Below are 15,801 nucleotides of genomic sequence, written 5' to 3'. Positions count from 1 at the left end.
AGCCTTTCGAGAAACGCCGTAAACCCCTCCTTGGGGGCTTGACGGCGGCATCCCTGCTGCCGACATCCTCGAAAAGCTTCTCCCAACCCTTTTTTCCTTCAAATTGAGAATTGCTGCATTGATAGTGCCATTACCCATTACAGGTTTAATTTATGTTGGATATCATACAAATACCCGTTTTAAACGATAACTATATTTATCTTTTGCATGATCCCGCATCTAAAGAAACAGCGGTAGTAGACCCGGCACTGGCCTCTCCGGTACTGGAACGACTCGACCAGCAAGGCTGGAAACTTAACTACATTTTTAATACTCATCACCACCAGGATCATGTAGGCGGAAATATTGAACTGAAAACCCAAACCGGCTGCCGGATAATCGGCGCCTATAAGGACAGAGAGCGCATCCCAGGCATCGATAAGACGGTGGCTCAGGGTGACTGGATAAAGCTGGGAGAAGTCAAGCTGCAGGTAATGGAAACACCAGGACATACCTCCGGCCATATTGTTTACCACGCTATAGAGGACCGGCTTTTGTTTTGCGGTGATACTTTATTTGCCATGGGTTGCGGCAGGCTTTTCGAGGGAACGGCAGAACAATTGTGGAACTCGTTAAAGTTATTGAGAGACTTACCGGATGAAACAAAAGTGTATTGTGCGCACGAATATACGCTTAATAATGGCCGTTTTGCTTTGACTGTTGAACCCGACAATCAGGACTTAGTCCATAGATTGCTCAAAGTAGAGGACCTGCGCAAAGTAAACGCGCCAACAATACCTTCAACAATAGGATTAGAAAAAAAAACCAATCCTTTTTTTAGAGCGGACAAACCCTCGTTGCAAACTTCCGTTGGACGGGAATGTGAATCGTCGTTAAGCATTTTTACCCGGCTGAGAGCGATGAAAGATAAGTTCTAATTAAACCGGAAAATTGCCCTGCACCATTGAAACAAAGAAGACAATCTTCAAAGACGGATAATGATGAAGCGAAAAACACGCCAAGCCACACTTAAAAAGAACATGACACCTAAAACACCCAGGATGTTCGTCAGTGTAAGCAATTTTGGCAAGTCGTATAAAAATGCAAAAAAGCCTGAGGCTTCTGCTGTATGAGAAAGTCCGTTAGCTAATCCGGCGGCTTGGAGATTTTCTCTAAAAAAATCATCTCTTTTTAACGCTTCGTCAAATCGAGTGCTCTCTCGGCCAAAAGAATAGTCACTGCCAAGGTAACCCATAGCTTGATAAAGCTTATAGGTCAATAAATCATCCAAATCATTGAGTGCTGATTTTAGGGTATTCATTTTGTGGATGGTCGCTTCGGTTATATCACCCAGCTGTCCTAAGTCAAGCTGGTATAAACCGGTTAAAGACCATTCAGTAGCTGGCAATAAATGAGTCAATTCACTGAAATAATTGGGTGAGCTCGCGGAGGCCTTTTTACTGGTTAATGTTTTCCCCCAGAGAGACGCAAAGCTCTGATTTATTGGGGAATGGGATTGATTCGATTGCTTTTCTGGAAGGGTTTTCTTTTTATCCGGTTGAACAGACGCGTTTTTAGTCGCTGTAACCTGAGGCGCAGACACCGGATTTATAAAAACCTTATAATTATCATCTAATGCGCCGGTTGATAAATTATGTTCAGCAGACAATACCGTATAGACCGGATCTTCCAGTAAATCCGGTTGCATGCTCTTTTGAAGGTCAATATGCGAGGCATAGAGATCGAATGAGCTTAATAGAAAAGTGATTGTTGTTATTGTTAATTTCACTTAAACAGTTAAGGATTGATTTCAGGGCAACTTCCCTGATCAGAAAATTATAATATTTAAAATAGTGAGGGGCATCTTAATTTAAACTTAAGATAAACCCTAATTTATATTTGACCCAATCACTTATTCAATACTGCCTATTGATAGTTGAATCCGCGAAAGAAAAGGCTCACTTTTGCTGGCAGCAATTCTCAATTTGAAGGAAAAAAAGGGCTGGGGCAAGCTTTTTGAGGATGTCATACTGCGGTCAAGACCCCATGGAAGGGTTTACGGCGTTCCTCGAAAGGCTTTTCCCAGCCCAAAATAACGCTGAAAATATCAAACTGAGAATTGCTGCTTTTGCGAGTCGGGTTCTTTATTCCTGGCCAACCCATACAGAATCCAAATTTAAAGCTTTTTTCAATCGGACCGCATAGGCCTGTGCTTCACTTTTTTCCACAAAACCAGGAACGGCCAGTCTGTACCACATTTCACCTTGCTTCTCTACGGGCACCACTCGAACAGGTATACCTTGACGCGCGAATTCAGCCGCTTTTCTTTCTGCGTACCAATCCTGACGAAATGCGACTAAATTGACCGCCCACCCTCTAGAACTGGAAGCTTTTGCTTTCCTGACGACCGGTTTCGGCGCAGGTTTCTTTACTGCTGGTCGAACGGTTTTTTTAGGGCTTTGTTGATCTACTGGCTTTTCTTGCGGCTTGATTGCCTCTGGAAGTTTTTCAGCGGGTAATGGAGCAGACTCATTAGTTTTTAACGCATCATTTTCTTTTATCTGCGCAGTCGATTCAGGCGCCGCTGTTTCGGTAACACTGACTTTCTCTTTTGAATCATCCGGCGTTTTACCTGTCGGTTCAGACGCTTTTCCAGCCACTACAACCGGGACAGATTCTGCTGATTTCTGGGCTTCCGCCGCCAGTTGAGTGGCCGGCAATACAGGAACAGGGTTAGTAGCCGAAGTCAAACTGGCAACTTGTTGCGATAATTGCTCAACGGTTGCTTTCAACTCATCCATTTCCTTTTGACCGGTTTTGACAATGAGTGCCCCCATGTCATCTTCCAACGTCGACACCGATTCAGAAACTGAGCTTAACTCTGATTGTGAACTCACAACCATGTAGGTAGACAGGGCTCCCAAAATCAAGCCAAGCATTCCGACACCCAAGGCTGAATAACTGATCGTTGGCAGCTTTACAATTTTTTCATCTAGTTGTGCTTTTAAGGTTTTCTGAGCTTTTTTGAGCTGCTCGAACTCCTCCGAATTATCGGTACCGGCCGGTTCAGCAAGTGCCGCCTGCTTATGTTTGATAGCTTCAAGCTCACTGAATAACTGACTGATCTGAGCGCTTACCGCGGCATTGAAGACAGATTCATCTTGTTTGCTGTCAACAGTTTCCTGAAATTCATCGACCGAGTCATCTGACAAGGCCGCCGGAACAGTTTCTTTCGGACGAGCAACCTCATCATCCGCAAACTCATCATCTGCAAATTCATCAATTTCTATATCGAAATCATCTAACTCGGACTCAGCACTTGCCATTACGCCTTGTGTTTCATCATCAAAAGCATCAGCTTCAGGTTCTTCGTCATCATCACCGATATCAAAGCTGGCTAAAGTAAAATCTTCGTCCAGAGCATTCATTGGTGATTTATCGGTTTCAATAGGTTCATCAGCCACTTTAGCCTCAGGAAGTTCAAGCAAATTATCCGATAGTGCATCATCAAATTCATCAATTTCAGCCATTACCGATGCCTCTTCAAAAGAGTCATCAAGCACATCGGAAACCAGGCCATCAAATTGATCATCATCTATTTCAGTTACAGCCTTGTCTGAGCGAATGTCATTTTTTTCATCAAGCGCCAGTTCATCGTCATCAAATAATGCATCCAAATCTTCGTCAGTCTCTTGCTCGTCACTGTCTTCCTTTGACGACAGGGAATTTTCCATCAACAACTTGTCTATTGCATCGTCATCATCCATGAGCTCGCCCACTTCATCGAATGATGAAGCCGCATCATCCAGCATTGAATCCAGATCTTCAGCAAAGCTGGGAGGCTTGCCTGCCGTTCTTTTTGGGGTTGAAGAAGCGTTGGTTTTGACTTCTTTTGAATCGGCCATAGATTTTCTCTTAAACTTTTCTTTAAAAATAATAGGGGAATTATAGTAATTTCTCAGACTAATGTTGAAATTAAAGGGCTTAAAGACATCACACCCAGTGCGTATAAAACACCACTAATATTCTGAATCAGTTGTATTTAGTGGTACACTTCGCCCAAAAACCATGGAAAAGAGACTATGCAATTAGCCCTTACCGTCTTAGGAAAAAGCCGTACCGCCTATATTGAGCAACTGTTGATGGCCATCAACCAGTGCAAGTGCGCCGTCCTTGAGATTAGAGCCACTGATCTGTCAGGAATGACCGCCGGATATCTGCTGGTGGAAGGCAACTGGAATCACATCGCCAAACTCGAAAATATTTTCGAGAACCTGGAAAAACAATTAAAAATCCAAATCTACAAATATCGGCAAGACAAGAAAGGTGAAAACCCAGCCGGTTTACCCTACATGATTGAAGCCATGACCATTGATCAAAGCGACATCATGCTTAATCTGATTGCTTTCTTGTCAACGCATAACATCCATATTATCGAAATTAAAAGCAGTCGGTATCTGGATTCTTATACGCAAATGCCTATTTTATCGACCAAATTAATTATCACCATCCCCTCCGATCAACGATTGTTGCAATTACGGGAAGAATTTTTAGATTTTTGCGATAACCTAAACCTTGACGCTATTCTTGAGCCCATTAAACGTTAGGATATTGATATGACAACCGTAAAACTAGGTGAATTCGTTCCTCCATTTGAAGGTGCGGCAACCGGAAACACTACAATTAAATCAGCAGACCTGTTGGGGAAAAATGTTGTGCTTTATTTTTACCCTAAAGACAACACGCCGGGGTGCACGCAGGAAGGCCAGGCATTTCGTGATCACATCACCGATTTTGAAACGCTTAACACGGTTATTTTAGGTGTGTCTCGCGACAGCGTAAAAATGCATGAAGGTTTTAAGTGCAAACAGGCGTTTCCATTTGAACTGATTTCCGATCCCGATGAAACGCTGTGCAATTTGTTCGATGTCATAAAGATGAAATCCATGTACGGCAAACAGGTAAGAGGCATAGAACGCAGCACGTTTCTAATCGATACGGAAGGCCGGTTGATCAGGGAATGGCGTAAGGTCAAAGTTAAAGGCCATGTAGAAGCAGTCCTGGACGCCATTAATCAACTCAAGGCATAAACAGACCTGAACCTGCCGTTAGACCCTCAAAAAAAACTGTTCGTCTTGGATACCAATGTTTTGATGCACGACCCGACGGCTATTTTCCGGTTCCAGGAACATAACCTGTTCATTCCCATGATTGTTCTGGAAGAACTCGATCATGGCAAAAAAGGTCTGTCTGAAGTTGCACGTAACGTAAGGCAAGTCAGCCGTTTTCTTGATGAATTGATTCAGGGGGCAACCTTTGAGACGCTATCCGAGGGCCTGCCGCTATCCCGCATCGAACATACACCTGACCATGAGGACAAGACTGCGGGACGACTGTTTTTTCAAACCAGTCAACTGTCGTCAATGTTACCTGAGTCAATGCCGGGGCATCTGGCTGACAATTCAATTTTGGCTATTGTTCTGGCGCTCAGCAAACAGCACCCGGATATCAGAGTTTGCCTGGTCTCCAAGGACATTAACCTGAGAATTAAAGCCGCCACGCTGGCGCTTCATGCCGAAGATTATCATAATGACCAAACCCTGGATGACATCAACCTGTTATACAGCGGCTCTTCAGCGCTGGATGATGATTTCTGGGAAAAACACGGCAGCCAAATGGAATCCTGGCAGCAATTGGGCAGGACTTTTTATAAACTTCAAGGCCCGCTCGTCGCAGGATGGTACCCCAACCAATACCTTTTCATAGAAAACGAGTCCAATTTTGAGGCGATTGTTCGCTCCTGCGATGGTAAAACGGCTGTTCTGGAACTAGCTAGGGATTTTCGCAACTCACATAATAATGTGTGGGGAATCACGGCCAAAAATAGAGAACAGAATTTTGCACTCAATGTTCTCCTTGATCCGGAAATCGACTTTGTCACGCTGTTAGGCACGGCAGGCACAGGAAAGACCTTGCTGGCGCTAGCTGCGGGCTTGACGTTGACGCTGGAAAATAAAGCCTACAACGAAATCATCATGACCCGCGAGACCATACCTGTTGGAGAAGACATCGGGTTTCTGCCGGGTACGGAAGAGGAGAAAATGGCACCCTGGATGGGCGCATTAATGGACAACCTGGAATTGCTTGGGAGTCAGTCAGGCCAAACCGACTGGCAACAAGGCGTGAGCAATAATCTGATCATGAATAGAATTAAAATCAGGTCGCTTAATTTTATGCGAGGCCGCACTTTTCTCAATCGATACCTGATTATTGACGAGGCTCAAAACCTGACCTCCAAACAAATGAAGACATTGATAACGCGTGCCGGACCAGGAACAAAAATAATCTGTATCGGTAACCTGAGCCAGATTGATACGCCTTATTTAACAGCAACAACGTCAGGTCTGACTTACATTGTAGATCGTTTCAAGACTTGGCCGCACGGCGCGCACATCACATTAAGACAAGGAGAAAGGTCTCGCTTGGCTGACTATGCTTCCGAAATTCTATAAAACAAAAATGCTGATCACCATTCACTTATACTTGAATGGTGTCATTGGCATCGCTAATCCGGGGCCAGGCTGTTAAAACCGCTTTAACAACGGTAGCCAGCGGGATCGCAAAAAACACTCCCCAAAATCCCCACAATCCACCAAAAAACAAAATGGCGACAATAATGGCAATAGGATGAAGATTGACCGCTTCCGAAAACAACAAAGGCACTAATACGACACCATCCAACGCCTGAATGATACTGTAGGCAATGACAATATACATAAAATTGTCACTGATGATACCCCACTGGAAATAAGCTATCCCAAGAACAGGGAAGGTTACCAACGTTGCGCCGACATAGGGAATAACGACCGACAGCCCCATCAATACGGATAACAAAATGGAGTAATTCAAACCCATTGCCGAAAATGTCACGTAACTGATAGACATGAGTATGATTACTTCGGCAAATTTCCCCCGGACATAATTTCCGATTTGCATATCCACTTCACGCCAGACACTTTGCGTTAACACTCTATCTCTAGGCAAAAACTGAACAAACCAGCTCAGCAAAACCCGTTTATCTTTTAAAAAAAAGAATACCATCATCGGCACTAAAAAAAGATAAATCATCGCAGTGACCAAACCAACCACAGAAGCGGCGGAAAACGATATAGCGCCTTGTCCGTAGGTCAAAATCTCTTTTTGTAAGGTGTACATAAAATCCCGAATTCTTTCCAGTGAAATGAATTGAGGATACATTTCTGGAAGCCGCAGAATTTCAAATTGGACGAGTTTAATAATGTCAGGAATATGATGAACCAGCTCTATGGCCTGCCCGGAAAGCATCGGCATCAAAATGAAAATAAAGAAGCCAAGCAACGCTAAAAAACATGAAAAAACCAGATAGACAGCGGGTAATCTTGGCATGTTGTGTTTTACCAATTTTTCGACCAGTCCATCCAATAAATAAGCCAGGACAACGGAAGCAAACACGGGCATCAGCAAATCAGATAAGGTTAGGATAAGCCCTAAGCTGATCAGTATGATAAGTAACAAGGCAACCGCCTGAGAATTTGGCAAAACCCGTTTGATGTAGTTTTTGATCAGGCGAAAATCAGGAAAATCTGGTTGTGTTGTCATTTTTTATAATAATTATTATTTTTCGCACATTCTACCTTAATAGAACTGGCTTACCGAAGTTTCTAAAGCCTGACAAGATTGCGGCCACATCGAAATTACCCAATTTTAATTACTCGCTAATGTTAGCCGATTCCCCGACTCATCTGATCTGCCTATGCTTCCAATGGGGTAAGCTGGCTCAGCAATTCGGTGATAAATATCAATTTTTCACCGACATCGGCAAACGGCTTTATAAACCGCAGTTTGTCGGCACCGTCAAATTTATAAATCTGAGCTTGGGTTTGTATGAGCCGGATCAGTTGATCCGTATTGATCTTCGGTTCTGACGAGAACACAAAGCGGCCGCCCGCTGCATTAGCCTCGATTTTTTTAATGCCGAGTTCGCTTGCTTGCTGTTTCAGTTCCGCAACGCTGAACAACGTTTTAACCGGTTCAGGTAAAAGCCCGAAACGGTCGATCATTTCGACTTGCAATTCCCGCAGATCCTCATCAGATTCGGCATTGGCAATACGCTTGTATAACACCAGACGTGAATGAATATCCGGAAGATAATCTTCCGGAATTAAAGCCGGGGCTTGTAAGTCAACTTCCGGGCCCATATCCAGCGGCGCATCGAGTTCCGGTTGCTTACCGGATTTCATGGCATTGACAGCGCGTTCCAGCAATTCAGTGTACAAGGTAAAGCCGATTTCCTGGATTTGACCACTTTGCTCATCACCCAGCAATTCTCCGGCGCCTCGAATCTCCAAATCATGAGAAGACAGCATGAAACCGGCGCCTAAATCACCGGAAGCTTCCAGAGCTTCCAGCCGCTTTATCGCATCTTTACTGATGGCGGCTTTGGGCGGCACAATAAAATAGGCATAGGCGCGGTGATGCGAGCGCCCTACCCGGCCGCGCAACTGGTGCAGCTGCGCGAGGCCCAGTTTGTCGGCACGATTGATTACAATGGTATTCGCGCTGGGGATATCGATACCGCTTTCTATGATCGTGGAACACAGCAAGAGGTTAAAACGCTGATGGTAAAAATCCAGCATGATTTTTTCCAGTTCGCGCTCAGGCATTTGACCATGCGCAATTTCAATACGTGCTTCGGGTAACAATGATTCCAGTTCGCGGGCCATTTTTTCCATGGTCTTGACATCATTGTGCAGAAAAAATACTTGTCCGCCCCGCTTGATCTCGCGTTGACAGGCTTCTTTAATCTGCGAATCTATCCATTCGCTGATGAATGTTTTAATCGCATGCCGGTTGGGCGGCGGACTGGCGATGATAGAAATATCGCGCAGACCCGACATGGCCATATTCAAAGTCCTGGGAATGGGTGTGGCCGTCATCGTCAAGATGTCTAGCTCATTGCGCAGTTTTTTGAAATGCTCTTTCTGGCGCACCCCAAAACGGTGTTCCTCATCAATCACCACCAGACCCAAAGCTTTGTATCGGATGTCTTTGGACAGTAATTTATGAGTGCCGATAATGATATCGACTTTGCCTTCCTCCAAATCACTGATAATGACCTGTTGCTGCTTGGGCGATACGAAACGCGACATGACTTCGATGCGCACCGGCCAGTCGGCAAACCGGTCACGAAAATTTTGATAATGCTGTTGCGCCAGCAAGGTTGTCGGCACCAGAACAGACACCTGTTTGCCACCCTGAACGGCAATAAAGGCAGCCCGCATCGACACCTCGGTTTTGCCAAAGCCGACGTCGCCGCAAATCACCCGATCCATAGGCCTTGAACTGAGCATATCGTCCAGAATCGCTTCAATGGCGGTTTGCTGATCCGGCGTTTCTTCGAATGGGAATGCCTCAGCAAAAGCCTGATATTCGGCATCATCAATCACAAAAGCATGGCCTTTTTTGAGCGCACGCTTGGCAACGATATCCAGCAATTCAGCGGCCACGTCGCGAATCCGCTCCATCGCTTTCTTCTTGGCTTTACCCCATTGATCCCCACCCAATCGGTGCAGAGGCGCATTTTCAGGGCTGACGCCGGTATAACGGCCAATGACATTCAGCGATGACACCGGCACATAGAGTTTGTCGTTGCCGGCATACTCCAGCATCAAAAACTCCTGAGTCACACCGCCCAGTTCCAGCGTTTGTAAACCCAGATAACGGCCCACCCCGTGCTCCTGATGCACGACCGGATCACCGATAGTCAACTCAGTGAGATTGTTGACGATATTTTCCAGCTCCCTGGCCGCCGATTTTTTTCTGCGGCGTCGCTGTTCGACCTTCTCGCCGGTTAACTGGCTTTGCGTGATAATAACTATTGCCGGATGATCCAGCCAGAGCCCATGATCCATAGGCGCAACCAGCAAACAAGGTGATTGTTCGGACTTGAGGAAGGCGTCCCAATTCTCTACCGGTTTGACACGGATACCGTTTTTGGCGAGTTTGTCCTGAACCCCCTCTCGGTGTCCGGCTGTTTCGGCGACAAACAGCACCTTGCCAGGGAATCCATCCATGAAGCTGCGTAATGCCTGGGCCGGTTCTTTTTGCTTGGCATCAATCGTAAGATCAGGCAATAGCCTGCACTTAAAGTCGACCGCACTTTCGCTTGCCAGCAGCGTTTGTCTTAACGTGATCCGCGTAAAGCCACCACTCCGATTCAGCAATTCTTCGGCTGACAGAAACAGCAAGTCGGGCGATAACAAAGGCCTTTCAACATCGTATTTACGTTGCTGATAACGGTCTTGTGCTTCCGCATAAAAACCCTGGGCATGGGTCTCGAAGGCATCGTTGGCAACCAGAACCGTGGACTTGGGCAGGTAGTCAAACAGTGTTGCCGTCGCTTCCACAAAAAGCGGCAGATAGTACTCAATACCCCCAGGCGTTATGCCTTTGCTGACGTCCAGATACAAGGTATTTTTGGGCGAACTTTCAGGAAAATGAATACGGAACGATTGCCTGAAGTGCTTGATCGCCTCATCGGTAAAGGGGAATTCTCGAGCCGGAAATAAATGAATCGCCTCGACCTTGCCTACCGAAAGCTGCGTTTCCGGATCAAAGGTTCTAATCGACTCGATATCCTCATCAAATAATTCGATGCGAAAAGGGACTTTGCTGCCCATCGGAAACAAATCGACAATCGAGCCTCTGACCGCAAATTCGCCATGCTGATAAACCTGCGACACACATTGGTAACCGACGCTTTCCAGCTTGATACGATTCAATTCAAGATTAAACAAATCGCCCAATTTGATCGAAAAACTGTTGGCCAGCACATGTTCACGGGGAGCCAAGCGATGCATCAGCGTTGCCACCGACACCACCAATGCGCCATGCAAAACCTGGGGTAACAAAGCCAGAGTTTTCAGGCGTTCAGAAACGATATCGGGGAGCGGAGAAAAAACGTCGTAAGGCAAGGTTTCCCAGTCGGGAAAATGCAGAATCGGCAGCTGATTTTGCAGAAAAAACGCCAGTTCATGCTCCAATCGCAAGGCCGTTTGATTATCCGGAGTCACGATCAAAAACAGTCGGTTTTCACGTTTTATCGCGGTAGCTAGAGCCAGCGAATCGCCGCATCCGTTTAATCCTGTCCAGATCAAGGGTTGCGAGGGAGATTTAGGAAGTTGAGCAGAGTGAAATAAATCAGGATTTTCAGGCATATCCAGGCGCGCTTAAAACGGTGATTCAAAAAGGCGTTAGTATACCTTAAACCGTTCGCAGCGGGTCAGCGTGTCAACAACATCGCGTCGCCGTAACTGAAAAACCGGTATTGTTGCTCAATTGCATGCTGATAAGCTTTCATGATGTTCTCATATCCCGAAAAGGCAGAAACCAGCATTAATAAGGTAGATTCCGGCAGGTGAAAATTAGTCAGCAAGGCATCCACCGATTTAAACTGATAGCCCGGCGTTATAAAGAGTTCGGTATCGCCAAAACCCGCTGACAAACAGCCTGATTGCGAAGCCGATTCCAAAGCCCGCACTGACGTCGTTCCTATCGCAATGACACGCCCTCCCCTGGCACGAGCCTGTTCAACGGCCTTAACAGTTTCTTCGCGTACGGCAAAATATTCTTTATGCATGATATGCTGCGAAAGGTCTTCAACCCGCACCGGTTGAAAAGTGCCGCTACCCACATGTAAGGTCACAAAAGCCGAAGGAACGCCTTTAGCTCTCAGCTTTTCAAGTATCTCTTCAGAGAAATGCAACCCCGCAGTTGGCGCTGCAACAGCACCTTCCTCTTGTGCAAAGACGGTTTGATAACGCGTGATGTCGGTTTGGTCGTCGGCTCTATCGATATAAGGCGGTAACGGAATATGACCGATTTGCGTCAGCATCTCCAACAGACTTTTATCGCATTGAAATGATAAATGAAACAGATCGTTATCACGCCCCAGCACGCGGCAACAATAGCCCTGCTCCAAGATAATTAACGAATCCGGCTTGGGTGCTTTACTCGCTCTGATATGAGTCAACGCCTGATCATCCCCCAAAACCCGTTCAATCAGAATTTCAACTTTACCGCCCGTTGCTTTTTGGCCAAACAACCGGGCAGGAATGACTTTGGTGTTATTAAAAACTAACAGGTCGTCAGAACTGACCAAATCAATAAAATCGGAAAAATGCTTGTCCCTGATCTGGGCGTTCGCAGAATCTAAATATAAGAGTCGGCTCGCACTGCGTTCAGGTAGAGGCCTTTGAGCTATCAGATGCTCTGGTAACTGGTAAAAATAATCGCTCTTTTTCATGGCATGCGATGTTACCAGTTTATTAAACTGAAAAATACCTCAAATATACGCTTGCAATGCGCCTAGTCTTTGATTATATTATCCGCTCTTTGCCGGGGTGGCGGAACTGGTAGACGCGCCGGATTCAAAATCCGGTGATGGCAACATCGTGCCGGTTCGATTCCGGCCCTCGGTACCAAAGATAAAATAAGGACTTAGGCTTTTTGGCCCAGTCCTTTTTTTATGCCTGAAATAATTTTTCCCCAATTTTGCCCCATTTCCAAAAAAACAACCGCAACACTTGCCGAAAAACAGTCGCAAAAAAACCGGCATATAACCGGCTTTGGATTTAGTGTCATAACATGCTTTTTTAAGAGTATTTTTCTAAAGCCTTAAACTTAACCCTACGAAATAAACAAATTAATCGCGCTCAGGTTTCCGGTCGTGGAGACTGGCTAGTTGATTATCGGGCCATGCAATACCAGCAATTCTCAATTTGAAGAGAAAAAAGGACTGGGGGAAGGTTTTTGAGGATGTCGGCAGCAGGGATGCTGCCGTCAAGCCCCCATGGAAGGGTTTACGGCGTTCCTCAAAAGGCTTTTTCCAGCCCAAAATAACGCCGAAAAGATCAATCTGAGAATTGCTGGAGCCAAGAGCAGAGAAGCGACGACAGACCAATTGGTTTTAATATTTGCCCCCTTTTTTCCTTTGTCTCTTGAATTTCGTGCTTGGCTTGAACGGGGTATGGGTCTATAGACCATGGCGCATAGGCTTGATCGGTCTTAAGGCCCTGTCCTGTAACCGATAACTGAGGAGAAAGATCATGCCGGAACCGCGTTTGATGTATATCCATAACCCGATGTGCAGTTGGTGCTATGCGTTCAGCGCGAGCTTAAAGGCGTTGCAGCGGGACTTGCCGCCGGGGATAGTGTTTGATTATGTCCTGGGCGGTTTGGCACCGGACACCACCACACCGATGCCGATTGAGATGCAGCAGGCCCTTCAGCAGACTTGGCGACGCATTGAAACAACGGTGCCCGGCGTGCAGTTCAATTTTGATTTCTGGACATTGACCACGCCGGTGCGCTCCACCTATCCGGCCTGCCGGGCCTTATTGGCCGCGAGGCAACAAGGTTCTGAGTGCGAGACGCGGCTGTTACGAACGATTCAGTCAGCCTATTACCAACAGGCCCGAAATCCATCGCTGCTTGACACGCTTGAACAATGCGCTGCGGAGGTGGGCCTGGATACGGTTGCGTTTGCTCGTGCTATACGGAGTCCCGCGATTGAGCAGGCTTTACAGCATGACATTGAAACGTCACGAGGCATGAGCGTAACGACTTATCCGTCCTTACGCTTGCTGCATGATGAGCAGCAGTCGGCGATTACCGTTGATTATTTCACGCATCAAACTATGCTGGCTGAAATAGCCGTTCTGCTGAACAGGGCGTAGCCGTTATCTTTTTAAATTGGCCGGTGATCCAAAAACAGACGTTCTGCTGCCCTCTTTCCTGCGCAGCACGCTGTTTGCTTATGTCCCTCACAATATAAAACACGCTGAACAGTTACAATCAGTGCTAATATGTCACTTTGAAAAGTGTACATTATTAAAGTAACTCACCATGACTCTTATCACACACCAAAATGCACGCGGCGGGGCCAGATCCGGCGCAGGCCGTAAAAAAGGCTCGTCGGTTTACGGTGAAACGACACAGGTGATCCGGGTCCCGGAAAGTATGATTCCGGAATTGAAAAATCTGCTGCAACAACGTCAACGGCAAAGTCAGCAGACCCCGGTTTCATTCGAAACTTTCCGGCCTGACAGAGACGCGCCGAAAACAGCCTTGCCTTTATTCAGCGGTAAAGTGGCGGCCGGCTTCCCCTCCCCGGCTGACGATTATATTGAAAAAACGCTGGATCTGAATGAATTGCTGGTGCAAAGACCGGCCGCGACTTTTTTTGTGCGTGCGGAAGGCGAATCGATGCTGGGTGCGGGCATTCATCCCAACGATATTCTGGTCGTGGACCGGTCGCTGGAACCTGTCACCGGTAAAATTATTATTTGCGCACTAAACGGCGAACTGACGGTAAAACGCTTAAAAAGTGAGCGTGACGTCATCGTGCTGGGCGCCGAGAATCCGGCTTATCCCGATATTGTCGTTCAGGACGGTATGGATATGGTCATCTGGGGCGTGGTCACCAACGTGATTCATTCGGTTTAACGGTTATGGCCGCTCAGACACGCATCGCTTTAGTGGATTGCAATAATTTCTATGTCAGCTGCGAACGCGTATTCAGACCCGATTTGACCCTCAAACCGGTTGCCGTACTGAGCAACAACGACGGCTGCATTGTTGCCAGAAGCCCTGAGGTCAAGGCACTCGGCATAAAAATGGGTACCCCGGTCTATCAGATCAGCCGCTTGATAATACAACATCACATCACGCTGTTTTCATCCAATTACACGCTGTACGCGGACATGTCAGCCCGCGTCATGACATTGCTGGAAAGCTTCTCGCCAACACTGGAAGTGTATTCTATCGATGAATCATTCCTGGATTTGACAGGTATCTGCGATAAGGATCCGCTCGCATACGGTCAGGACATCCGGCGCACCATTGTTCAAAATACCGGCGTCCCGGTCTGTATCGGTATGGGACCGACCAAAACATTGGCGAAACTTGCAAATTATGCTGCTAAAAAATGGCCTAAAACTGCCGGTGTCGTGGATCTCGCTGACACTGAGCGCAGAGCGAAACTGATGCGTCAGGTGCCGGTTAATAAAATCTGGGGCATAGGCACGCGTCTGGCCCAACGCTTGAATACTCGGGGAGTCGCTATTTTTGCGAAAGCTTGTTTTGGGCATCCCAGCCCAATCAAGCAGCAAAAAAATACGCGACCACTGATGCCTCCGGCGGCCCCGATTCGTCCGCGTCGCCTCGTTTCGACCCAACAAGGGGTCGAAACATTGGCTCTCGCATGACTTAACGCCCTTTCGCGATGCCTTGCAGGTTTTCTCCGCAAGCTACGAAAACCCGCCCGGCGCTACGGCTATCGGGGACTAAAAATCTTCACTTCGCTGGCGCTCCGTTTCCAAGATTTTAAGCGTTGGCTTCGGTGCCCCAGTCGCGGTCGCCTCGGATCAACGTCGGCCAGTGCTCACGCGGCAGGCGTTCCAGTAATGCCCATAACCCGGGGGCACTGTGCTTGGACGCGACTTGTTTGCCGCTCCGGACTTCCACATCCAGAATCAAGCGCAGGTTGGCGATCATATACGTGTGGTAGGTGTGCGACGGGCGTCCCGGTTTATGCGGGTTGTAACCGACTTCTGCGCCTTCCTGCTGGCCGTAAATCGTCTTTACCGTGGTATCCGCATCCAGAATCCAAGGCTCACTCAACACCGGTGTATAGACTCGCTGAAGGCTTCCTTGTAACCAAGGAATGACTTCCTCTTCCGGCGCTTTGCTGAAGCTGCGCCGCACCGAGTCTTCGCTGACCAC

Annotated in this window: 12 protein-coding genes, 1 tRNA gene and 1 pseudogene; 8 read left to right on the top strand and 6 right to left on the bottom strand. The window is 47.0% G+C overall.

What is annotated here, in order from left to right; translation table 11 throughout:
• The first annotated feature begins 152 nt into the window (after positions 1–152).
• Positions 153–917 carry a hydroxyacylglutathione hydrolase gene (gloB, locus tag Q7V32_RS08120; protein WP_304896476.1) on the top strand — a complete coding sequence of 255 codons (765 nt, stop codon included), beginning with the start codon at positions 153–155 and terminating at the stop codon, positions 915–917.
• Positions 918–964: 47 nt separating this feature from the next.
• On the opposite strand, the gene Q7V32_RS08115 is transcribed toward gloB, so the two are convergent.
• Positions 965–1,768, bottom strand: coding sequence for a hypothetical protein (locus Q7V32_RS08115; RefSeq protein ID WP_304896475.1), 804 nt, complete (start codon positions 1,766–1,768; stop codon positions 965–967).
• Positions 1,769–2,123: 355 nt separating this feature from the next.
• The gene (locus tag Q7V32_RS08110) at positions 2,124–3,884 is read right to left on the bottom strand and encodes an SPOR domain-containing protein (RefSeq protein ID WP_304896474.1); all 1,761 of its coding nucleotides are present in this window, start codon (positions 3,882–3,884) and stop codon (positions 2,124–2,126) included.
• Positions 3,885–4,061: 177 nt separating this feature from the next.
• Here Q7V32_RS08110 and Q7V32_RS08105 point away from each other — a divergent pair, with 177 nt between their 5' ends.
• Genes Q7V32_RS08105 through Q7V32_RS08095 form a run of 3 tightly spaced genes read left to right on the top strand, consistent with a single transcriptional unit; the run spans position 4,062 to position 6,491 of the window.
• The gene (locus tag Q7V32_RS08105; protein ID WP_304896473.1) at positions 4,062–4,586 is read left to right on the top strand and encodes a glycine cleavage system protein R; all 525 of its coding nucleotides are present in this window, start codon (positions 4,062–4,064) and stop codon (positions 4,584–4,586) included.
• A gap of 9 nt (positions 4,587–4,595) precedes the next feature.
• Entirely contained in the window at positions 4,596–5,069 is a 474-nt protein-coding gene (locus Q7V32_RS08100) for a peroxiredoxin (protein ID WP_304896472.1), read from the top strand.
• Positions 5,070–5,114: 45 nt separating this feature from the next.
• On the top strand, positions 5,115–6,491 hold the full coding sequence (locus Q7V32_RS08095; RefSeq protein ID WP_370691438.1) for a PhoH family protein: 1,377 nt from the start codon (positions 5,115–5,117) through the stop codon (positions 6,489–6,491).
• A gap of 25 nt (positions 6,492–6,516) precedes the next feature.
• Here the strand turns inward: Q7V32_RS08095 and Q7V32_RS08090 are convergent, their stop codons facing one another.
• From Q7V32_RS08090 to queA, 3 genes are all read right to left on the bottom strand, one after another.
• Positions 6,517–7,617 (bottom strand): AI-2E family transporter, encoded by a 1,101-nt coding sequence (locus Q7V32_RS08090; RefSeq protein WP_304896471.1) that lies wholly within the window; start codon positions 7,615–7,617, stop codon positions 6,517–6,519.
• Positions 7,618–7,769: 152 nt separating this feature from the next.
• Positions 7,770–11,234 (bottom strand): transcription-repair coupling factor, encoded by a 3,465-nt coding sequence (gene mfd / locus Q7V32_RS08085; RefSeq protein WP_304896470.1) that lies wholly within the window; start codon positions 11,232–11,234, stop codon positions 7,770–7,772.
• Between the two features lie 65 nt (positions 11,235–11,299).
• Positions 11,300–12,322, bottom strand: a complete 1,023-nt coding sequence (gene queA / locus Q7V32_RS08080; RefSeq protein WP_304896469.1) for a tRNA preQ1(34) S-adenosylmethionine ribosyltransferase-isomerase QueA — start codon at positions 12,320–12,322, stop codon at positions 11,300–11,302.
• Positions 12,323–12,413: 91 nt separating this feature from the next.
• Between queA and Q7V32_RS08075 the strand changes: the two genes are divergently transcribed.
• The 4 genes from Q7V32_RS08075 to Q7V32_RS08060 all read left to right on the top strand — a co-directional run bounded on the left by Q7V32_RS08075 (position 12,414) and on the right by Q7V32_RS08060 (position 15,284).
• Positions 12,414–12,500, top strand: a tRNA-Leu gene (locus Q7V32_RS08075).
• A gap of 624 nt (positions 12,501–13,124) precedes the next feature.
• Positions 13,125–13,754, top strand: a complete 630-nt coding sequence (locus Q7V32_RS08070) for a DsbA family protein (RefSeq protein ID WP_304896468.1) — start codon at positions 13,125–13,127, stop codon at positions 13,752–13,754.
• A 391-nt stretch (positions 13,755–14,145) separates the two neighbouring features.
• Entirely contained in the window at positions 14,146–14,523 is a 378-nt protein-coding gene (locus Q7V32_RS20805; RefSeq protein ID WP_370691439.1) for a LexA family protein, read from the top strand.
• A gap of 5 nt (positions 14,524–14,528) precedes the next feature.
• The gene (locus Q7V32_RS08060; protein ID WP_370691437.1) at positions 14,529–15,284 is read left to right on the top strand and encodes a Y-family DNA polymerase; all 756 of its coding nucleotides are present in this window, start codon (positions 14,529–14,531) and stop codon (positions 15,282–15,284) included.
• Between the two features lie 118 nt (positions 15,285–15,402).
• On the opposite strand, the pseudogene Q7V32_RS08055 reads toward Q7V32_RS08060, so the two are convergent.
• Positions 15,403–15,801, bottom strand: a pseudogene (locus Q7V32_RS08055) (hypothetical protein); the annotation flags it as partial.

This window comes from Methylicorpusculum sp., assembly GCF_030651835.1.
Taxonomy (GTDB): Bacteria; Pseudomonadota; Gammaproteobacteria; order Methylococcales; family Methylomonadaceae; genus Methylicorpusculum.
This window is presented reverse-complemented; position numbering and strand designations above follow the sequence as displayed.